General features: G+C 51.2%; 17 protein-coding genes and 2 pseudogenes. 7 read left to right on the top strand and 12 right to left on the bottom strand.

Translation table 11 applies throughout. From position 1 onward, the window contains the following. Positions 1-68: 68 nt before the first annotated feature. A protein-coding gene (locus tag P3L56_RS21165) for an IS4-like element ISAba1 family transposase (RefSeq protein ID WP_085940648.1) occupies positions 69-1,159 on the bottom strand; the annotation gives its coding sequence in 2 pieces (ribosomal slippage) (positions 69-619 and positions 619-1,159; 1,092 coding nt in all). Positions 1,160-1,248: 89 nt separating this feature from the next. Between P3L56_RS21165 and sul2 the strand changes: the two genes are divergently transcribed. After that, the gene (gene sul2 / locus P3L56_RS21160; RefSeq protein WP_001043260.1) at positions 1,249-2,064 is read left to right on the top strand and encodes a sulfonamide-resistant dihydropteroate synthase Sul2; all 816 of its coding nucleotides are present in this window, start codon (positions 1,249-1,251) and stop codon (positions 2,062-2,064) included. An 86-nt stretch (positions 2,065-2,150) separates the two neighbouring features. Next, a pseudogene (gene glmM / locus P3L56_RS21155) lies at positions 2,151-2,393 on the top strand (phosphoglucosamine mutase); the annotation flags it as partial. 235 nt (positions 2,394-2,628) lie between these two features. On the opposite strand, the gene P3L56_RS21150 reads toward glmM, so the two are convergent. From P3L56_RS21150 to P3L56_RS21115, 8 genes are all read right to left on the bottom strand, one after another. Continuing rightward, a complete protein-coding gene (locus tag P3L56_RS21150) occupies positions 2,629-4,122 on the bottom strand; it encodes an IS91-like element ISVsa3 family transposase (protein ID WP_015344975.1) in 1,494 nt (497 codons plus the stop codon). Between the two features lie 111 nt (positions 4,123-4,233). After that, entirely contained in the window at positions 4,234-4,539 is a 306-nt protein-coding gene (locus P3L56_RS21145; protein WP_001255015.1) for a LysR family transcriptional regulator, read from the bottom strand. 27 nt (positions 4,540-4,566) lie between these two features. Then, positions 4,567-5,781: a chloramphenicol/florfenicol efflux MFS transporter FloR gene (gene floR, locus P3L56_RS21140; RefSeq protein ID WP_000214122.1), complete on the bottom strand. Its 1,215-nt coding sequence runs from the start codon at positions 5,779-5,781 to the stop codon at positions 4,567-4,569. Between the two features lie 216 nt (positions 5,782-5,997). Then, the gene (locus P3L56_RS21135) at positions 5,998-6,882 is read right to left on the bottom strand and encodes a DUF3363 domain-containing protein (protein WP_001447541.1); all 885 of its coding nucleotides are present in this window, start codon (positions 6,880-6,882) and stop codon (positions 5,998-6,000) included. Positions 6,883-6,912: 30 nt separating this feature from the next. After that, positions 6,913-8,406 carry an IS91-like element ISVsa3 family transposase gene (locus tag P3L56_RS21130; RefSeq protein ID WP_001120888.1) on the bottom strand — a complete coding sequence of 498 codons (1,494 nt, stop codon included), beginning with the start codon at positions 8,404-8,406 and terminating at the stop codon, positions 6,913-6,915. Positions 8,407-8,616: 210 nt separating this feature from the next. Further along, the gene (locus P3L56_RS21125; RefSeq protein ID WP_000743213.1) at positions 8,617-8,841 is read right to left on the bottom strand and encodes a hypothetical protein; all 225 of its coding nucleotides are present in this window, start codon (positions 8,839-8,841) and stop codon (positions 8,617-8,619) included. Then, positions 8,838-9,575, bottom strand: coding sequence for a recombinase family protein (locus P3L56_RS21120; protein WP_001446887.1), 738 nt, complete (start codon positions 9,573-9,575; stop codon positions 8,838-8,840). Before P3L56_RS21120 ends, P3L56_RS21125 begins: the two co-directional genes overlap by 4 nt. 631 nt (positions 9,576-10,206) lie before the next feature. Further along, complete coding sequence (locus P3L56_RS21115; protein ID WP_001067855.1) at positions 10,207-10,911, bottom strand: IS6-like element IS26 family transposase; 705 nt, start codon at positions 10,909-10,911, stop codon at positions 10,207-10,209. Between the two features lie 24 nt (positions 10,912-10,935). Here P3L56_RS21115 and P3L56_RS21110 point away from each other — a divergent pair, with 24 nt between their 5' ends. The 3 genes and pseudogenes from P3L56_RS21110 to P3L56_RS21100 all read left to right on the top strand — a co-directional run. Continuing rightward, positions 10,936-11,226, top strand: coding sequence for a hypothetical protein (locus tag P3L56_RS21110; RefSeq protein WP_033557184.1), 291 nt, complete (start codon positions 10,936-10,938; stop codon positions 11,224-11,226). A gap of 173 nt (positions 11,227-11,399) precedes the next feature. Then, complete coding sequence (locus P3L56_RS21105) at positions 11,400-11,636, top strand: S24 family peptidase (RefSeq protein WP_214192967.1); 237 nt, start codon at positions 11,400-11,402, stop codon at positions 11,634-11,636. Beyond that, a pseudogene (locus P3L56_RS21100) lies at positions 11,636-12,445 on the top strand (DNA polymerase V subunit UmuC); the annotation flags it as partial. The gene P3L56_RS21105 and the pseudogene P3L56_RS21100, both read left to right, overlap by 1 nt. 9 nt (positions 12,446-12,454) lie before the next feature. Here the strand turns inward: P3L56_RS21100 and P3L56_RS21095 are convergent. Continuing rightward, positions 12,455-13,623, bottom strand: a protein-coding gene (locus tag P3L56_RS21095; protein ID WP_094963256.1) for an IS3 family transposase whose coding sequence is annotated in 2 segments (ribosomal slippage) — positions 12,455-13,374 and positions 13,374-13,623 — 1,170 coding nt in all. Because the reading frame shifts where the segments join, the coding sequence is not laid out codon by codon here. Positions 13,624-13,695: 72 nt separating this feature from the next. Between P3L56_RS21095 and P3L56_RS21090 the strand changes: the two genes are divergently transcribed. Continuing rightward, positions 13,696-14,172: a GNAT family N-acetyltransferase gene (locus tag P3L56_RS21090; RefSeq protein ID WP_272680491.1), complete on the top strand. Its 477-nt coding sequence runs from the start codon at positions 13,696-13,698 to the stop codon at positions 14,170-14,172. Positions 14,173-14,210: 38 nt separating this feature from the next. Then, positions 14,211-14,942: a class I SAM-dependent methyltransferase gene (locus tag P3L56_RS21085; RefSeq protein WP_172412311.1), complete on the top strand. Its 732-nt coding sequence runs from the start codon at positions 14,211-14,213 to the stop codon at positions 14,940-14,942. Between the two features lie 144 nt (positions 14,943-15,086). On the opposite strand, the gene malQ is transcribed toward P3L56_RS21085, so the two are convergent. Next, positions 15,087-17,174, bottom strand: a complete 2,088-nt coding sequence (malQ, locus tag P3L56_RS21080) for a 4-alpha-glucanotransferase (protein ID WP_094963189.1) — start codon at positions 17,172-17,174, stop codon at positions 15,087-15,089. A gap of 8 nt (positions 17,175-17,182) precedes the next feature. Beyond that, on the bottom strand, positions 17,183-19,591 hold the full coding sequence (gene malP / locus P3L56_RS21075; RefSeq protein WP_094963190.1) for a maltodextrin phosphorylase: 2,409 nt from the start codon (positions 19,589-19,591) through the stop codon (positions 17,183-17,185). Between the last annotated feature and the right edge of the window lie 279 nt (positions 19,592-19,870).

Below are 19,870 nucleotides of genomic sequence, written 5' to 3'. Positions count from 1 at the left end.
TTTCGACCCGAGCATCCGTATGAGACTCATGCTCGATTATTATTATTATACTCTGTACACGACAAATTTCACAGAACCCTTATCCTATCAGGATTCTGCTTTCTTAAAATTGCCAAAATTTCCTTAAACTCTTCTTTTTTCCCAAAACCAATTAAACGCTGAATCGCCATTTGAACATAGTCTAAACCATAGCGAAATAAACTCATTGAGAGTCGTCCATGCTTCTTTATTTTTATCGCTTTTTTTTGATTATGTTGCCATTCACCCGTTAAGTAACACCAACAGAAGCTTATAGCTAACACCGCAATCAATTTTTTCACTCGTCTAGGGTCTGTCAAGCGCGTATTTTCAAGATTAAACCCGCGTCCTTTGAGACAACTGAATAAGGTTTCAATTTCCCAGCGTAATGCATAATCCTGAATAGCATTGGCATTAAACTGAGGAGAAACGACGAGTAAAAGCTCTCCATTTTCTAACTGTAGTGCACTTATATATAGTTTCACCCGACCAACCAAAATCCGTCGTTTACGACATTCAATTTGACCAACTTTAAGATGGCGAAATAAATCACTAATTTTATGATTCTTTCCTAAATGATTGGTGACAATGAAGTTTTTTTAACACGAATGCAGAAGTTGATGTCTTGTTCAATTAACCATGTAAACCACTGCTCACCGATAAACTCTCTGTCTGCGAACACATTCACAATACGGTCTTTACCAAAAATGGCTATAAAGCGTTGAATCAAAGCAATACGCTCTTTCGTATCTGAATTTCCACGTTTATTAAGCAATGTCCAAAGGATAGGTATCGCTATTCCACGATAAACGATTGCGAGCATCAGGATATTAATATTTCGTTTTCCCCATTTCCAATTGGTTCTATCTAAAGTCAGTTGCACTTGGTCGAATGAAAACATATTGAAAATCAACTGAGAAATTTGACGATAATCAAAATACTGACCTGCAAAGAAGCGCTGCATACGTCGATAAAATGATTGTGGTAAACACTTGATGGGCAAGGCTTTAGATGCAGAAGAAAGATTACATGTTTGCTTTAAAATAATCACAAGCATGATGAGCGCAAAGCACTTTAAATGTGACTTGTTCCATTTTAGAGATTTGTTTAAGATAAGATATAACTCATTGAGATGTGTCATAGTATTCGTCGTTAGAAAACAATTATTGTGACATTATTTCAATGAGTTATCTATTTTTGTCGTGTACAGAGATTATTATAGAAGCCCCCATGAATAAATCGCTCATCATTTTCGGCATCGTCAACATAACCTCGGACAGTTTCTCCGATGGAGGCCGGTATCTGGCGCCAGACGCAGCCATTGCGCAGGCGCGTAAGCTGATGGCCGAGGGGGCAGATGTGATCGACCTCGGTCCGGCATCCAGCAATCCCGACGCCGCGCCTGTTTCGTCCGACACAGAAATCGCGCGTATCGCGCCGGTGCTGGACGCGCTCAAGGCAGATGGCATTCCCGTCTCGCTCGACAGTTATCAACCCGCGACGCAAGCCTATGCCTTGTCGCGTGGTGTGGCCTATCTCAATGATATTCGCGGTTTTCCAGACGCTGCGTTCTATCCGCAATTGGCGAAATCATCTGCCAAACTCGTCGTTATGCATTCGGTGCAAGACGGGCAGGCAGATCGGCGCGAGGCACCCGCTGGCGACATCATGGATCACATTGCGGCGTTCTTTGACGCGCGCATCGCGGCGCTGACGGGTGCCGGTATCAAACGCAACCGCCTTGTCCTTGATCCCGGCATGGGGTTTTTTCTGGGGGCTGCTCCCGAAACCTCGCTCTCGGTGCTGGCGCGGTTCGATGAATTGCGGCTGCGCTTCGATTTGCCGGTGCTTCTGTCTGTTTCGCGCAAATCCTTTCTGCGCGCGCTCACAGGCCGTGGTCCGGGGGATGTCGGGGCCGCGACACTCGCTGCAGAGCTTGCCGCCGCCGCAGGTGGAGCTGACTTCATCCGCACACACGAGCCGCGCCCCTTGCGCGACGGGCTGGCGGTATTGGCGGCGCTGAAAGAAACCGCAAGAATTCGTTAACTGCACATTCGGGATATTTCTCTATATTCGCGGTTCAGCAGGCATGTCCCCTTTGAGGGCGACCCGACGACAGGATAATCGACCTTATGGTGCGCAAATATTTCGGCACAGACGGTATTCGTGGCAAAGCCAACGAAGGCGCGATGACGGCGGAAACCGCCTTGCGCGTCGGCATGGCGGCTGGCCGTGTCTTTCGTCGCGGTGACCACCGCCATCGTGTCGTGATCGGCAAGGATACGCGCCTGTCGGGCTATATGCTTGAACCCGCGCTCACAGCCGGTTTCACCTCGATGGGCATGGACGTATTCCTTTTTGGCCCGCTGCCGACAACGTATAGGAAGAATAAACGCCCTTTTCACCCAAGTCCAACAGCTTTGGACCGCAGTTGACTCTTTCGACACCCCTGCGATGCAACCCAATCCGGCTGACGGGGAGCCAGCAACGCTGAAAATTTACCCTCCTCTTTCCCACTAGCGGCTCCTTTTCCGACAACCAGCACGGCGGATCCCTGCCGCGGCGCTGTGAACGCAGCATTTTGATTGGTATCGTTGGCCTTCAGGCTCGTCAGTCAAACAGACCCAGGAGCAGCTCAGCCGGTGGCGCCCGGCTTTCGGGTAACGCCCTGGTCCCGCTGGTTTCGGCTTTGTGCTTCAGGTGATCAAGGATCTGCTTGATCACTATAGGGTCTTCAATGCAGGCGATGACTTTCATGGCGCCGCCGCAGCCGCTGCAGGTCTCGATGTCGATATTGAAAACACGCTTGAGCCGTTGCGCCCATGTCATCGACGCTCGCCGTTGTGCTGGTGTTGCCGGTTCATCAGCCACCCTGACCTTGTTGCCCCTGCCCCGTTTTGCCGGCGTGACCAACGCCCGGTGCCGACTGTTGGGTGCGAACACCCCGTGGAAGCGGGTTAGGTTGACTCTGGGCTTCGGTACCAGGGCGGCCAGCCTTGCAATGAAATCCAATGGTTCGAAAATGACGTGCGTGGTGCCGTCCCGGTACGGCGTCTTGAGCTGGTAGCGCACGTTGCCGCCTCGTGTTAACGACAGCCGCTTCTCGGATACCGCCGGGCGGCTGATGTACCGGCACAGCCGTTCGAGCTTCTTGCGTTCATCGGCCCTGGCCGCCACGCCGGCGTGCAGGCTGAACCCGGCTACCTTGCCAATCCCGTCACCGAACGGATCACCACTGGTCGGCAGAGTTTGCAAAGTGAACACCTTTCGCCCCGCCTGTGAACCGACAGCGATACGGTAAGTGATCGAGTGCCCCAGCAGGGGTGTCATCGGGTCGTCATCCACCGCATCCGAGGCCAGATAGCTGTTTTCGACATCCCGTTCCAGCAGGCCTTGCCGTTCCAGATAGCGACCCACCCGGTGGGCGATGGTGTGCGTCAGCTGGGTGAGCTCTGGGCTGGTCGGCGCCTTGACCCAGCGGAAACGCGCTGAGCCGTGGGATTGCTCGACATACACACCGTCGAGAAACAGCATGTGGAAGTGAACATTCAGATTGAGCGCCGATCCAAAACGCTGGATCAGGGTGACCGCGCCCGTCTTGGCCACTTGGTGGGTATGGCCCGCTTTCTTGACCAGGTGCGTGGCAATGACGCGGTAAACGATGCCCAGCACCCACCCCATGATCTCGGGCCGGCTGGCAAACAGGAAACGCAGCTGAAACGGGAAGCTCAACACCCACTGACGCATGGGTTGTTCAGGCAGTACTTCATCAACCAGCAAGGCGGCACTTTCGGCCATCCGCCGCGCCCCACAGCTCGGGCAGAAACCGCGACGCTTACAGCTGAAAGCGACCAGGTGCTCGGCGTGGCAAGACTCGCAGCGAACCCGTAGAAAGCCATGCTCCAGCCGCCCGCATTGGAGAAATTCTTCAAATTCCCGTTGCACATAGCCCGGCAATTCCTTTCCCTGCTCTGCCATAAGCGCAGCGAATGCCGGGTAATACTCGTCAACGATCTGATAGAGAAGGGTTTGCTCGGGTCGGTGGCTCTGGTAACGACCAGTATCCCGATCCCGGCTGGCCGTCCTGGCCGCCACATGAGGCATGTTCCGCGTCCTTGCAATACTGTGTTTACATACAGTCTATCGCTTAGCGGAAAGTTCTTTTACCCTCAGCCGAAATGCCTGCCGTTGCTAGACATTGCCAGCCAGTGCCCGTCACTCCGCGGTCTTCACTGCGTGATCGAGTTGATCGACACCCGCCGTGACACGCTCCATGAAGTGCCTGCCTGCGTCTGTTAGCCGAACGCCCCGCGCATGGCGCTCAAATAGCAGGACACCAAGGTTATCCTCCAGCGCTTTCACACGCGCGCTGACGCTCGACTGGCTGATACCAAGTGCCTTGGCCGCATGCCGAAAATTCAGATGCTCGGCGACGGCGATGAACTGAACAAGGGAAATGAGCGGTATCCTGCCAGACAGGATACCGACATTCACGAGGTTTCGATGGTTAGTGCGCCGCATCGGAGCGGGCCTGCTACCAGTCGTCGGTTAGACGACTGGCGACTTCTCGGTGGCAGCCCCACGGAGCCGAAGGAGCACCAGCCCCAACGAAACCAGTACCGCCATCGCCGTGGCGTAACAGATCACGGGCCACGCTGTGTCACCGTTTAAAAGTGCCACCGCCAATGTCCCGACAATGCTGACTATCAGGCTTTGAACGCAGAAGTAGAACGCGACCGCTGATCCCGCGATGTCGTCGAACTCTGCCAAAGCGCCGTTCGCGGTAACGGACACCGTGAAGACAATACCGACCGCGACAACCCACATCGGTAGGATGAAGGTGAGGAATGACGGCGAGCCGTAAAGTTCGCCGATCCCCAACAGGACCGCTCCGCAAACAAGCAACGCCATCCCACGCGCCACGCATCCTGCGATGCCCCATCTGGCGACAAAGGACTTCGCGAAACGGGTTGTCACGATCATTACAAGCGCGACAGTGGCGAAGGCAAAGCTGAATCCGATCTCGGAATATTCCGCTTGGCCTATGAGCACACGGGGAGCCGTCGAGAAGAAGACGAAGTAGGTGCCCATACCGGCGCTAAAGCCGACAGTGTAAACCCAAAAAGCCGGACTCGCGAAGATCGGCAAGACAGATCGGCGCGTCTTGACTTGATCCAGAGGGCGGGTTTCGTGCCACCTGAAACCCGCATTTAGGAGTGCGAGCATCGCCAGTATAGCCAAAGTAATGAATATCGCCTGCCATCCCAAGAACTCGCCGATCAATACTCCGGCGATAGGGCCGAGCGCAGGCACGAACGCCAGCATCGAACTGAAAAGGCCGTAGATGACGACACCCTCAGGACGGTTGGCATAAACGTCGCGAACCGTCGCGAACGTCGCCACCAGCATGGCCGACGCGCCCACTGCTTGAAGTAGACGGAAAGCGACAAAGGCCGGTGCAGTTGAAGACCAAGCTGCTCCCAGAGACGCAATGACGAAAGCCGTTGCGCCCGCAAGTAGAATTGGCCGTCGCCCGATTCTGTCTGAGAGCGGACCAAAAATCACCTGGCCCACGCCGAGCATCACCATATAGAGGCTCAACGTGAGTTGGATCATAGCGGGCGTCGTGTTCAGGATGCCGGGCATCGCTGGAACGACAGGGAGATAAATATCCATCGCCAGTGAAGCGAGGATGTCGAAAGGAGCCATCAGCAGCAGTGCTGCCGGCAGCGTATAGGCCCACGCGGGGCGTGTGGTGGTCATGACGAATCAACCCTCGATTAAGGAATACCGGGCGACGTCTGCTCGTCAGCAATCAGATGAGACTAGCCTTACAGAGCGCCGCAACAACAATACTGGTTGTTGCGGCTTACTTGTCTGCTGACTTGGAATTTCCCATCTGATTACTCCACGCTTACGAATATGAATTGCTACATTTTATCCGATTATCTTTTGCTTCGCAATGCGGCATGGGCGCACTCAGCGTTCCAGCCCCCTCTGCCGCCCTAACTGCCACGACACCGACCCGCCCTGCACGATGCCCATAACCTCGCGGCCGAGTTGGCGGTCGATGATCGGCCGCCACGGGACAAGGGTGAACTCATGGGATTTCTCGACCACGGCGAACTTGCCGCTCGATAGATGCACGGTTCCGGTAAACTTGCCGCTGACGCTCTCGCCGTCCGTGGCGGCGCGGAACGGCAGGCCCTTACTCAAAGCCATATCCGATCCGACGCCGGCTACCTCGCGCTCCCGCAGGATGGCGAGAAGGTTGCGCCGGTAGAAGACGCGGCTGTCCCGGCTGCGGGTGGCGTCGCCCTGTTCGATATGGTGCTCGCGGCGCTGGTCCATGGCTTCGCGGACTTGTTGCCCGAAGCCGGTTGGCGCAAGGTCGGCCGTCTCGCCGTGGATCAGCCGCCGGTCCAGCCAGGTCGCGCCGTCCGATCCGATCTGTTTGTTCAGATCGACCGGGGAAAGGACGCGAACGCTGGCCTGACTGTCTCGGCCGGCGTCATGGGCGGCGGCACGGCTGACCAGATCATCGGGGATGCGCCATTGGTCGGCGTCGATCCGCTCGACGATACCGGCCCGGCGTAGCGCCTCCAGCCGGCGCACATGGGCATCGACATAGCCCTCATAGTCGCCGCCTGGAACGCGGCACGTATAGGAAGAATAAACGCCCTTTTCACCCAAGTCCAACAGCTTTGGACCGCAGTTGACTCTTTCGACACCCCTGCGATGCAACCCAATCCGGCTGACGGGGAGCCAGCAACGCTGAAAATTTACCCTCCTCTTTCCCACTAGCGGCTCCTTTTCCGACAACCAGCACGGCGGATCCCTGCCGCGGCGCTGTGAACGCAGCATTTTGATTGGTATCGTTGGCCTTCAGGCTCGTCAGTCAAACAGACCCAGGAGCAGCTCAGCCGGTGGCGCCCGGCTTTCGGGTAACGCCCTGGTCCCGCTGGTTTCGGCTTTGTGCTTCAGGTGATCAAGGATCTGCTTGATCACTATAGGGTCTTCAATGCAGGCGATGACTTTCATGGCGCCGCCGCAGCCGCTGCAGGTCTCGATGTCGATATTGAAAACACGCTTGAGCCGTTGCGCCCATGTCATCGACGCTCGCCGTTGTGCTGGTGTTGCCGGTTCATCAGCCACCCTGACCTTGTTGCCCCTGCCCCGTTTTGCCGGCGTGACCAACGCCCGGTGCCGACTGTTGGGTGCGAACACCCCGTGGAAGCGGGTTAGGTTGACTCTGGGCTTCGGTACCAGGGCGGCCAGCCTTGCAATGAAATCCAATGGTTCGAAAATGACGTGCGTGGTGCCGTCCCGGTACGGCGTCTTGAGCTGGTAGCGCACGTTGCCGCCTCGTGTTAACGACAGCCGCTTCTCGGATACCGCCGGGCGGCTGATGTACCGGCACAGCCGTTCGAGCTTCTTGCGTTCATCGGCCCTGGCCGCCACGCCGGCGTGCAGGCTGGACCCGGCTACCTTGCCAATCCCGTCACCGAACGGATCACCACTGGTCGGCAGAGTTTGCAAAGTGAACACCTTTCGCCCCGCCTGTGAACCGACAGCGATACGGTAAGTGATCGAGTGCCCCAGCAGGGGTGTCATCGGGTCGTCATCCACCGCATCCGAGGCCAGATAGCTGTTTTCGACATCCCGTTCCAGCAGGCCTTGCCGTTCCAGATAGCGACCCACCCGGTGGGCGATGGTGTGCGTCAGCTGGGTGAGCTCTGGGCTGGTCGGCGCCTTGACCCAGCGGAAACGCGCTGAGCCGTGGGATTGCTCGACATACACACCGTCGAGAAACAGCATGTGGAAGTGAACATTCAGATTGAGCGCCGATCCAAAACGCTGGATCAGGGTGACCGCGCCCGTCTTGGCCACTTGGTGGGTATGGCCCGCTTTCTTGACCAGGTGCGTGGCAATGACGCGGTAAACGATGCCCAGCACCCACCCCATGATCTCGGGCCGGCTGGCAAACAGGAAACGCAGCTGAAACGGGAAGCTCAACACCCACTGACGCATGGGTTGTTCAGGCAGTACTTCATCAACCAGCAAGGCGGCACTTTCGGCCATCCGCCGCGCCCCACAGCTCGGGCAGAAACCGCGACGCTTACAGCTGAAAGCGACCAGGTGCTCGGCGTGGCAAGACTCGCAGCGAACCCGTAGAAAGCCATGCTCCAGCCGCCCGCATTGGAGAAATTCTTCAAATTCCCGTTGCACATAGCCCGGCAATTCCTTTCCCTGCTCTGCCATAAGCGCAGCGAATGCCGGGTAATACTCGTCAACGATCTGATAGAGAAGGGTTTGCTCGGGTCGGTGGCTCTGGTAACGACCAGTATCCCGATCCCGGCTGGCCGTCCTGGCCGCCACATGAGGCATGTTCCGCGTCCTTGCAATACTGTGTTTACATACAGTCTATCGCTTAGCGGAAAGTTCTTTTACCCTCAGCCGAAATGCCTGCCGTTGCTAGACATTGCCAGCCAGTGCCCGTCACTCCCACTCGATTGTAAACAAGCACACAAAACCCTTTAGTGACAACAATTTGCAAGAACTATCAGGCTCAGTGCCATGAAAAATACCATGACCAGATCATGAGGTTGAACACGGCTTGCGCCGGCAGCGTTCACGCTCCTGGTCGGCGATCTCGCCCGGCTGCAATGCTAGCTCAGCATCGGTCATGCGCTCCAGCACGTCGCGTAGGCGGATGGTGCAAGGAATGGGCGGCAGCTCGAACTCATAGCCGCCGGCGATCATTTCGGCCGCAATCTCCTCGGTGATGAAAAACGGCTCGTCGTCTTGGTTCGGCTTCTTCATGCCCTTTCCTCCTGGCGCTCATCCTGGCCGACAGCGGCCAGGGCATCGGCTTCCGTCAATGCGTCCTCCACGAACGCGCCGTGCTGCTTCGCTTCGGCCTGGCTGACCTCGGCCCATATCCGTTTCACCTGGGCCGCACTGTACCCGGCCAGCTCGGCGGTCTTGTTGATGCTGTAGCCGGACTTGCGCAGCGCGACAACTTGGGCGCGGCGCTTCGGATCAGCACGGCGGCCCTTGTACCGCCCGGCCTGGCGGGCCAACTCAATGCCTTGGCGCTGGCGTTCGCGCCTGTCCTCGTAGTCGTCGCGGGCCATCTGCAAGGCCAGGCGAAAAAGCATGATCTGCACGGCTTCCAGCACGATCTTGGCGACGCCCTGGGCCTCGGCCGCCAGGTCGGATAGATCGACCACGCCAGGGACGGCCAGGCTTGCGCCTTTGGCCTGTATCGAGGCCACCAGGCGCTCGGCCTCGGGCAAAGGTAGGCGGCTGATGCGGTCGATCTTCTCGGCAATGACCACCTCGCCGGGCTGTAGGTCGCCGATCATGCGCAGCAGCTCAGGCCGGTCGGCGCGTGCGCCGGATGCCTTCTCACGGTAGATGCCGGCGACGTAGTAGCCGGCGGCCTTCGCGGCCGTAGTGATCGCCTCTTGGCGTTCCAAGTCCTGCGCGTCGGTGCTGACGCGCAGATAGACCCGCGCCACCATCGGCGCGGCTACTGGCTTCGTCCTGCGCATACTTGCGGGCTCCTTTGGGCATACGCAAAGTGTCCGGTCATGCTACCCCCGGCCAAAAAGGCCGTCATGCGATTTATCTTGGCCGGGTCGTTATTGGCGGGTCTAAATGGCCGCTCCGTGGATCTCATCGCCAGAAATGGCGATGCGAGATCCAGGGCAGGGCGGCCGCCATCGTCAGACCTGGCGATGGTCGACGCCGGCGCGCATCGTCGGATGTGGCGATGCGAGCTCGAGGTCGGTGGCCACCGCCGGCGACCTGGTGCCATCGTCGGCAATGGCGATGCTGCAGCTCGACGTGCGCGGCCTGGTCGTCTCGGCATCGTCGGATGCGGCGATGCTCGAGCGAGGCGAAAAAAAACCGCCTCGGGGTGTCCGAGGCGGCAAGTCTGCATGCGGTTCAGGGAGGAAGAAACCGCGCCGGCGATCAGGGAGGAAAACCGCGCGGCCTGATGTGCAGCTCGGCCACTTTAGCCGGATTTTTCGACTTATCCGATGCGAGCGGCCCGCCGTGGGCGCTGCTCGATCTGCTGTTGCTTTTTCTCGACGTGCTTCTGCTCCTGGTGCTGCTGCTCGTCGCACGGCACTGTTGCAAAGTTAGCGATGAGGCAGCCTTTTGTCTTATTCAAAGGCCTTACATTTCAAAAACTCTGCTTACCAGGCGCATTTCGCCCAGGGGATCACCATAATAAAATGCTGAGGCCTGGCCTTTGCGTAGTGCACGCATCACCTCAATACCTTTGATGGTGGCGTAAGCCGTCTTCATGGATTTAAATCCCAGCGTGGCGCCGATTATCCGTTTCAGTTTGCCATGATCGCATTCAATCACGTTGTTCCGGTACTTAATCTGTCGGTGTTCAACGTCAGACGGGCACCGGCCTTCGCGTTTGAGCAGAGCAAGCGCGCGACCATAGGCGGGCGCTTTATCCGTGTTGATGAATCGCGGGATCTGCCACTTCTTCACGTTGTTGAGGATTTTACCCAGAAACCGGTATGCAGCTTTGCTGTTACGACGGGAGGAGAGATAAAAATCGACAGTGCGGCCCCGGCTGTCGACGGCCCGGTACAGATACGCCCAGCGGCCATTGACCTTCACGTAGGTTTCATCCATGTGCCACGGGCAAAGATCGGAAGGGTTACGCCAGTACCAGCGCAGCCGTTTTTCCATTTCAGGCGCATAACGCTGAACCCAGCGGTAAATCGTGGAGTGATCGACATTCACTCCGCGTTCAGCCAGCATCTCCTGCAGCTCACGGTAACTGATGCCGTATTTGCAGTACCAGCGTACGGCCCACAGAATGATGTCACGCTGAAAATGCCGGCCTTTGAATGGGTTCATGTGCAGCTCCATCAGCAAAAGGGGATGATAAGTTTATCACCACCGACTATTTGCAACAGTGCCGCAGCTACAGCTCTTGATGGAATTGGCCAACGCGTTAACGAAATTACCGACATGAACGCGCAAATAGCGACTGCGGTCGAGCAGCAGGGAGCAGTAAGTGAAGACATAAACCGCAGTATTATCAATATACGCGATGCTGCTGATACCAATGTACAGACCGGGCAGAATAATTTGCAAAGTGCGAAATCTGTCGCTCAGTTAACTAGCGCTCTGAGCGAACTGGCAAAACAGTTTTGGGAAAAACGAGGATAACGCTTTTCAGTATCTCGACAGGGATAACTTACTTTACCATCGGTTATCCCTTTTAGCCGCACAAATTTTAGCCATGGCTTTTCAGGAAGTCAGGGCTATCAGAATGGCCTTAGAAAGCCTAGTCAAAGAGCTGTCACGAGAACACCGTTAGCTTAGCGTACGATTTTTTCCGAATTCTGCGGTTCCCCCTAGATGGAGATATCGTCATAGTAGATAGTTCGATTGATGCAAAACATGGAGATATCGTCATTGCTTCTCTCGATGGAGAGTTTACGATAAAACGACTACAAACCAGCCCTGTTATTGCCCTTATACCCATGAACAGCAACTACTCACCGATATACATCAGTGAGGGTGAAGAATTGAGTATATTCGGCACTGTGACTTACATTATCCACAAGGCGAGATAATGTTTGCCTTAGTTGATGTAAACAGTTTCTACGCCAGTTGTGAGCGGATTTTTCGCCCTGATATTGCCAATAAGCCGGTTATTGTTTTATCAAACAATGATGGTTGTGTCATTGCACGTTCCAAGGAAGTGAAGTTGCTTGGGATCAAAATGGGGGCTCTATACTTTGAGATTCAGTCACTGGTCAAAAAGCATGACATTCAGGTTTTTAGTAGTAATTACACTCTTTATGCTGACATCAGCAACCGCGTAATGGACACACTATCAGGTTTTGCCCCACGAGTAGAAACATATAGTATTGACGAACAATTCCTTGATATGACCGGTATGCTTAGAAATTTCCCGTTAGAAGATTACGGTCGCAAGATACAACAACGAATTTTGCAGATTGCTCATGTACCTGTCGGTGTTGGTTTTGCTCAAACTAAAACACTGGCTAAACTGGCAAACCATGCTGCTAAAACATGGACCAAAACAGGCGGTGTAGTCGATTTGAGTGCTACTTCACGTCAGAAAAGGCTCATGTCCCTTGTGCCTGTTAATGAAGTATGGGGTGTGGGTAGAAAAATAAGTAACCGGCTAAATGCTATGGGAATAGTTACAGCGCTTGATTTGGCTAGGGCTGAAACAACCATGATCCGTAAAACATTCGGTGTGGTTGTAGAACGCACTGTGAGAGAGCTGAACGGTGAATCTTGCATCGAGCTTGAAGAAGTAGCAAAAACTAAAGAGCAAATCATTTGTTCACGTTCATTTGGAAAAAAAATTGAGCTCTATGAGCATATGCATCAGGCTATCTGCGAGTATTCAGTGTAGTGGTCAACTAAAATTGGCCACGGTTTTAGAGTTTTTCCGGTATTGGTTTTCTGATTCGTTTGGTGGTAATCCACCGTTATATTCATGCGGCCTGACCTCGCTGTAATACCCGACGATATAATCCGTTATTGCATGGGCTGCTTCACTGAAGCTGATGTAGCCGGTCACCGGCACCCACTCATTTTTCAGACTTCTGAAGAAGCGCTCCATCGGACTGTTATCCCAGCAGTTACCACGCCTACTCATACTTTGTTTTATCCGGTATCGCCACAGTAACTGTCGGAACTGCCTGCTTGTATAGTGGCTACCCTGATCACTGTGGAACATGAGCCCGGATGGCTTATTTCGTATTTCCCATGCCATTTTCAGCGCTTTGGTGGTCAGTTTGCTGTCCGGTGAAAATGACATTGCCCAGCCCACGGGTTTCCTTGCGAACAGGTCGAGTACAACGGCCAGGTATGCCCAGCATTTACCGGTCCAGATATACGTTACGTCGCCGCACCATACCTGATTGGGCTCTGTCACTGCGAACTGTCGCTCAAGGTGGTTCGGGATAGCAATGTGTTCATGACCGCCACGTTTATACCGGTGAACAGGCTGCTGACAGCTCACCAGCCCCATCTCCTTCATTAGCCGTCCGGCAAGCCATCGTCCCATCCGGAAGCCCCTGTGTGTTGCCATTACAGCGATACTTCTTGCTCCTGCTGAGCCATGACTGAGGCCGTGCAGCTCCTGAACCTGACTACGTAATACGGCTCTCCTGCCGTCCGGATTGTCAGGCCGGTTTTCCCGGTATCTATAGCTGCTGCGGTGAACTCCGAACACGCAGCAAAGAGTGGCCACAGGATAATGCGCTCTGAGTTTCCCGATCACCGAGACCTGTTCAGGGAGTCTGACATCAAGAGCGCGGTAGCCTTTTTTAATATTTCGTTTTCCATTTCAATACGTTGAATTTTTTTCTTCAGCTCACGTATCTCAATTTGTTCCGGCGTGATAGGGGATGCTTTCGGTGTTTTGCCTGCCCGTTCGTCCCGTAATTGCTTTACCCACCGCGTCAAGGTGGAAAGCCCGACATTCATGGCTTTCGCGGCATCTGCAACTGTATAGTTCTGATCCACAACCAGCTGAGCTGATTCACGTCTGAATTCTGCACTGAAATTTCGTTTTTTCATTAAGGCACCTGTGTTGTTCTGAGGTAAGCATATCACCTCTGTTCAGGTGGCCAAATTTATTAAACCACTACAATCTACACTTTGTTATACCAAAGCTTTGACAGTGATTTTTCTCGAGATGACTTTCAGCACGCTTTAGGTGGCATGCATATTTTAGCTTATGACCAACAACATATTGTTGGCCACGTTTCCATTGTTCAGCGCAATATGGCATTAGGTCATCAGCCCGTCACAGTAGGCTATGTCGAAGCTATGGCGGTCTTAGATAACTACCGCCGCCAAGGTATTGGTCGACAACTCATGTTAGAAACTAATGAGATAATCGCTAATTGTTATCAACTCGGGCTGTTATCTGCTTCTGAAGAAGGCCGCCATTTATATCAATCGGTTGGATGGCATGTTTGGGAAGGGAAGCTCTATGAGCTCAAACAAGGCTCTTACATTCATTCCATTGATGAAGAAGGCGGTGTTTTTGGATGGACAAAAGATAAAACAATTGATTTTTCCCAACCACTCTATTGTGACTTTCGCAGTGGTGATCAGTGGTAATAGATTGAAGATAATTGATAACGATGCAGAGACTCCCCATGAAAGAACAAAATATTTATGATGACCCCATTTTCTTTAAAAATTATCAAGCATTAAGAGTCAATGATACAGGTCTTAATGGCATCATGGAAGAGCCGGCACTAAGGGCGCTATTACCTGATTTAAAAGGTAAAATCGTTCTCGACTTGGGATCTGGCTTTGGTGATTTTGCACGGTATGCGCACAGTAAAGGGGCGAAAAAAGTTTACGGTATTGAGCTTTCAAGTAACATGATAGAACAAGCCAAAAAGCTGACCCATACTGATGATATTGAGTATATTCATGCGTCAATGACTGATCCTATGACATTCGTTGAACATTTTGACTTTATTATTTCCTCTCTTGCAATCCACTATATCGAAAACTTTAATCAGCTTGCAAGCGAGGTCTATTCTCACCTCAAAGAGGGCGGGAAATTTATATTTTCGGTTGAACATCCAATGTGTACGGCTCATGCATCTTCATTTATGAAAAATGAGTCTGGTGAGTTTATCTGTATGCCTGTCGATAATTATCAGGATGAATCTATACGTCATACCTCATGGTTTGTTGATAACGTCATTAAATATCACCGAACTGTCGAAAGTTATATTATGGGGTTACTCAACGCAGGATTTGTTATCGATGCACTTAAAGAGCCCAAAGTCATTAATGAAGCCCTATTGGCAAAACCAGAAGCTGAAATTTTTAATCGCTATTCACCTTTTTTAATTATTAGCGCACACCGCTAGCACATTCTTAACAATGGGTAAAATGTTGCACCTTTGCTATCTCGGTGATTGCGTTATACTCGTAGCGGGCAAAAAATAAGAAATGTCGCGTTTTGAATGGATATGCCCCAACAACAGGACATATCCACCAAAAAAAAATAAAAGTTAACTCAAAGGGTTACGTTGTTTATCCACCTCTTCGATTAAGCGATTAACGTGCTGACTGGCAAACATCTCTTCTAAAGTATTCGTGAGCTTACGGCGCCAGTTAGGGTATTCATAACTGGTTCCGGGGATATTTACGGGCTCCTTTATTCCTAACCAATCTTCCGGTTGTAACCCCAATAATGCACTGCTTGAGCCCGCGACAAAACGATGTAATTGCTCGACAAGATCTTGTGATACTTCATCTGCCGATAAATGCCCGTTCGCAAGTGGATTATCCGTGTTTCTCGACCTTAACGCGGTTAACAAGCCCTGTTTTACCGCCTCGCGATCCTGTCTTAGGTGAGCTAACATGTTGGCATCGGGATAAAGACCTAATTGCTCACCCAATACAAAGTCATGCCCTTCCCAATATCCTTTTAGTGTTGCCATATCATGTGTCGATATGACAGCCATCGCTTGCTCCGCCCACATTTCAGGAGGTCGGGCTTGACGTTGGTCGTCATGCTCAAACCACAACACTTTGTATGAAAACACACCATAGTCATGCAGTTTACTGACGATTTCCTCAGGGACGATACCAAGATCTTCGCCAATAACCATGCACTTCATACGCTGACTTTCTAATGCCAAGATAGCCAGAAGATCATCCACGGGATAACGCACATAGGCGCCACGCGCTGCGCTTTCTCCTTCGGGCACCCACCAAAGACGTAATAATGACATCACATGATCAATACGCAATGCCCCGCAATTTTCCATATTTGCACGTATTAAGTCGATAAAAGGCGCATAAGCACGTTCTACTAAGGTGTATGGGTTAAAAGGCGCCACTCCCCAATTTTGCCCTAGCGGCCCTAAGATATCAGGCGGAGCACCAGTAGAGGCTTGAGTACAATATAACTTGCTGTCGAACCACGTCTCAGCCCCTCCTTGGGTAACACCAACGGCTAAATCTCGGTATAAACCTATTGGCATATTGGCATCACGGCAACGTTGCCAACAGTCAGAAAATTGCTGCCATGCCAACCATTGCAACCACGACCAAAATGCGATTTCATCTTGATGTTCTGTGCAAAATTGTTTTACTGATGGAGAGTCTGCATGGCGATACTCCTCAGGCCAAACAGGCCATCCCCAATAAGCTTCGTTTTGCGCCATCAAGGTCGCATGTAGTGCATCAAAGGCGGCTTGCCAATATAAACTCTCACCACGTTCATCGACAAACTGTTCAAAAGCTAAACGTAATGAGTCTGCTTTCTCTCGTAATGAAAATTGTTGCCAAGCAAAGGTTAATGCCGTTAGTTTTAATTCAGTAACCGTCGAATAGTCAACAAGATCACTCGTTCTAGCGGAGTGTAAACGAGCCTGCGTTTCCGCTAAATCCCACCAGCGCTTTCCTTGCTCACTTAATTGAAAGTCAGCAACCGAATCCACATCAATATAGATAATATTGAGCCAACTACGTGAAGATGGGCTGTATGGGCTGGCACTTTCTGGGTTTGCTGGAAATAATGAGTGAATGGGGTTTAAGCCCACAAAGCTACCGCCTCGAGTCGCTATTTCCCCGACTAAATGCTGAAGATCACCAAAGTCACCAATCCCCCAATTACGGTTTGATCGTAATGTATAGAGCTGAATATTCGCGCCCCACAGCTTTTTGCCCTTCTCAATTTCAGCCGGTATATAACAACGCTTTGGTGCCACAATCACCGTACAATGCCATTGCTTTTCTTGCTGCTTAAGGAGCAAACTGTGGTAACCCACAGTAAGATTTGCAGGCAACACTAGCGGATGCCCAGCCAACACATTTCCTTGGTGTTGGCATTGCTGATTTTCCGTTTCAAACACCCATTGAAACTCGCCACTCCCTTGAATGGCGATACTGATTTCATCATTCTCACGAATGACTTTTACGGTTGGCAAAGGCAGACTTTGTTGTTTTAAATGGGGGGCCTCCCCCCCCATAGCATCAAACAACTTTTGCTGGATATCTAATTCAATATCCTGCAACTGACCATAGGCATTAATATAGTTTGCAGCGATGTCTGGCGAGAGCCTTTCAACATTCTTTCTTTCACACTGCATATTCTCTCCTATGCCTCACGCTTTGCTTGCCAAATACGCGCTTGATAATCAGCAATGGTACGGTCTGAACTGAACATGCCGCAGCGTGCTGTATTTAAGATGGCTGTTCGTGTCCATGCATCTTGATCTTGATATAACGTTGCCGCTTTTTGTTGTGCATCAACGTAGCTCGCAAAATCAGCCATCAATAAATAAGGGTCTCCGCCTTCTTTGCCCAGACTCTGTACCAACTGTGCAAAGGCTTGCGTATCACCGTCACTGTAGGTGCCATCTTCTAATTCAGTGAGAACCGCATCCAGTACAGGATTATTTTTACGCCATGTGAGTGGGTCATACCCGTTCGCTTTCAGTTGCTTAACTTCATCAACAGTCAGTCCAAAAATAAATATATTTTCTGCGCCCACTTGTTCTGCAATTTCCACCGTTGCACCATCCAGTGTTCCCATCGTCAATGCCCCATTTAACGCTAACTTCATATTACCCGTTCCTGAAGCTTCTTTGCCCGCCGTTGAGATTTGTTCAGAAATATCCGCTGCTGGGATAAGTTTTTCGGCAACAGAAACACAGTAATCAGGTAAAAAGACGACTTTAAGTTGATCCCCCACAATTGGGTCATTGTTTATCGCTTCAGCAACTTTATTGATGGCATAAATAATATTCTTAGCCAAATAATAGCCAGGTGCCGCTTTAGCGCCAAACAAGAATACGCGAGGTACGCGTGGTGTTGTTGGGTTCTCACGAATATCTTTATACAGAGCAAGTATATGTAATAAATTAAGGTGCTGACGCTTATACTCATGCAACCGCTTGATTTGAATATCAAACATGGCTTGCGGATTGATCACGATACCTGTACGCGCTTTGACAAACTCTGCTAATCGTTGCTTATTACGTTGCTTAATTGCACGGTATTTTTGCTGGAATTGGCGGTCGTCAACATGTTCTTCCAAGACGTTGATCGCTTCAAGGTCATTAGCCCATTCATGCTTAACCGTCTCATCAATTAACGCTGCTAACTCAGGGTTACACTGTTTAATCCAACGACGTGGTGTGACGCCATTGGTGATGTTCAGAAATTTCTCAGGCCATAACTGATTATATTCAGGGAATAAATCTGTCGTGATTAACTTAGAGTGCAACGCGGCAACACCATTAATCGCGAAGCAAGATACGACGCACAAGTTTGCCATGCGTACCTGCCCTTCATAAACCACAGCAACTTTAGGCCAAACCGTCTGGTCAGTTGGCCATTTTTGTTCGACCAATTTTTTAAACCGCTGATTAATTTCATGAATGATCTGCATATGACGAGGTAACAACGGCTGCATAATGCTTTCATCCCAGCACTCAAGCCCTTCTTGCAACAGAGTGTGATTAGTATAAGCAAATGTTTGGCTCGTGATTTTCCATGCGGTATCCCAATCGAGCAGGTGTTCATCCAGCAATACACGCATCATTTCAGGAATAGCAATCGTTGGGTGCGTATCATTCAATTGAATCACTTCGTATTCAGGTAATGACGCTATCGCTCTGCCTTCACGATGGTGACGGCGTAAAATATCCGCAACAGAGCAAGCACATTGAAAATATTGCTGCATTAAACGTAATTGTTTTCCTGCTAAGTGATTGTCATTTGGGTATAAAACTTGGGTCAGTTTCTGCGCGTCTACCCCTGTTTTTTCTGCCTCTAAAAAGTGTCCTTCATTGAATAATTCGAAATTAAATGGTTGAGCATGTGACGCTTGCCATAAACGTAAAGGCTGCGTTTCATTATTCAAATAACCGACAACCGGTAAATCCCACGCTTCACCCTGTATGATAAAAGCAGGTTCCCAACGTGAAACATGACCATCTTGTGTGACGTTGCCACCAATACCTACTTGTACATTTAACTCAGCATTATGTCTAAACCATGGATAGCTATCACGCTGCCAATTATCAGGGGCTTCCACTTGCTTACCATCCACAAATGACTGTTTAAACAAGCCATATTGATAATTCAAGCCGTAACCAATCGCAGGTTGACCAACAGTGACCATTGAGTCTAAGAAGCAAGCTGCAAGCCGCCCTAATCCGCCATTCCCTAATGCCGGATCAACTTCTTCTTCAAGTAAATCACTTAACTCAATATGGTATTCTTTTAATATATCTGCAATTTCCTGGTACCAACCTAGGTTTAACAAGTTATTTCCTGTTAAGCGCCCAATCAGAAACTCCATTGAAATATAATTCACATGACGAAGTGTGGAGGATGTGGATTTTTTAGGATTCGCTGCCAATAACTCAGCAACAGCATGACTAATTGCCTGCCACCATTGGTGGGAAGTCATTTCCTGTTCTGACTCCAGCCCTAAAAATTGCCATTGACGTTTTAGTGCTGCCTGAAATTGTGTTTTGTTGAAGGTAAGATGCGACATAAATAACCAGACCTCATTATTAGTAAGAATGTATTGGCCTAGTATGCAGAGCGCTTTAACCCCCTTCCTCATCCCAGACAAAATTCTATCGGGAGTAGGTAGGAGGAGGAGAAAAATAAAACAAAAAATAAATTAAAATCAAAAAGTTAATTTAAATCTTTATCATTCCTCCTATCCCATCTAACCGTTATCTCAATATTCTTGATCGCCTCATCCCCCCATAAAAGCTTTTCGATATTGTTCTATTGCCTCACGCTAAAAATGCGTTCTAACGAAATC

Origin of the sequence: Providencia sp. PROV024 (genome assembly GCF_032709665.1) — a bacterium.
In the GTDB taxonomy this organism is placed as follows: domain Bacteria; phylum Pseudomonadota; class Gammaproteobacteria; order Enterobacterales; family Enterobacteriaceae; genus Providencia; species Providencia huashanensis.
The sequence above is the reverse complement of the archived record's forward strand: the minus strand, read 5'-3'. Positions and strand labels throughout refer to the sequence as shown.

What these genes read in the sequence shown, in the direction of transcription:
- P3L56_RS21145 (WP_001255015.1), bottom strand. Translation starts at nt 4,539, where the DNA reads ATGCGGCGCACTAACCATCGAAACCTCGTGAATGTCGGTATCCTGTCT.
- malQ (WP_094963189.1), bottom strand. Translation starts at nt 17,174, where the DNA reads ATGCAGTGTGAAAGAAAGAATGTTGAAAGGCTCTCGCCAGACATCGCT.
- P3L56_RS21135 (WP_001447541.1), bottom strand. Translation starts at nt 6,882, where the DNA reads ATGCTGCGTTCACAGCGCCGCGGCAGGGATCCGCCGTGCTGGTTGTCG.
- floR (WP_000214122.1), bottom strand. Translation starts at nt 5,781, where the DNA reads ATGACCACCACACGCCCCGCGTGGGCCTATACGCTGCCGGCAGCACTG.
- sul2 (WP_001043260.1), top strand. Translation starts at nt 1,249, where the DNA reads ATGAATAAATCGCTCATCATTTTCGGCATCGTCAACATAACCTCGGAC.
- P3L56_RS21150 (WP_015344975.1), bottom strand. Translation starts at nt 4,122, where the DNA reads ATGCCTCATGTGGCGGCCAGGACGGCCAGCCGGGATCGGGATACTGGT.
- P3L56_RS21130 (WP_001120888.1), bottom strand. Translation starts at nt 8,406, where the DNA reads ATGCCTCATGTGGCGGCCAGGACGGCCAGCCGGGATCGGGATACTGGT.
- P3L56_RS21115 (WP_001067855.1), bottom strand. Translation starts at nt 10,911, where the DNA reads ATGAACCCATTCAAAGGCCGGCATTTTCAGCGTGACATCATTCTGTGG.
- malP (WP_094963190.1), bottom strand. Translation starts at nt 19,591, where the DNA reads ATGTCGCATCTTACCTTCAACAAAACACAATTTCAGGCAGCACTAAAA.
- P3L56_RS21120 (WP_001446887.1), bottom strand. Translation starts at nt 9,575, where the DNA reads ATGCGCAGGACGAAGCCAGTAGCCGCGCCGATGGTGGCGCGGGTCTAT.
- P3L56_RS21085 (WP_172412311.1), top strand. Translation starts at nt 14,211, where the DNA reads ATGAAAGAACAAAATATTTATGATGACCCCATTTTCTTTAAAAATTAT.
- P3L56_RS21125 (WP_000743213.1), bottom strand. Translation starts at nt 8,841, where the DNA reads ATGAAGAAGCCGAACCAAGACGACGAGCCGTTTTTCATCACCGAGGAG.
- P3L56_RS21110 (WP_033557184.1), top strand. Translation starts at nt 10,936, where the DNA reads ATGATAAGTTTATCACCACCGACTATTTGCAACAGTGCCGCAGCTACA.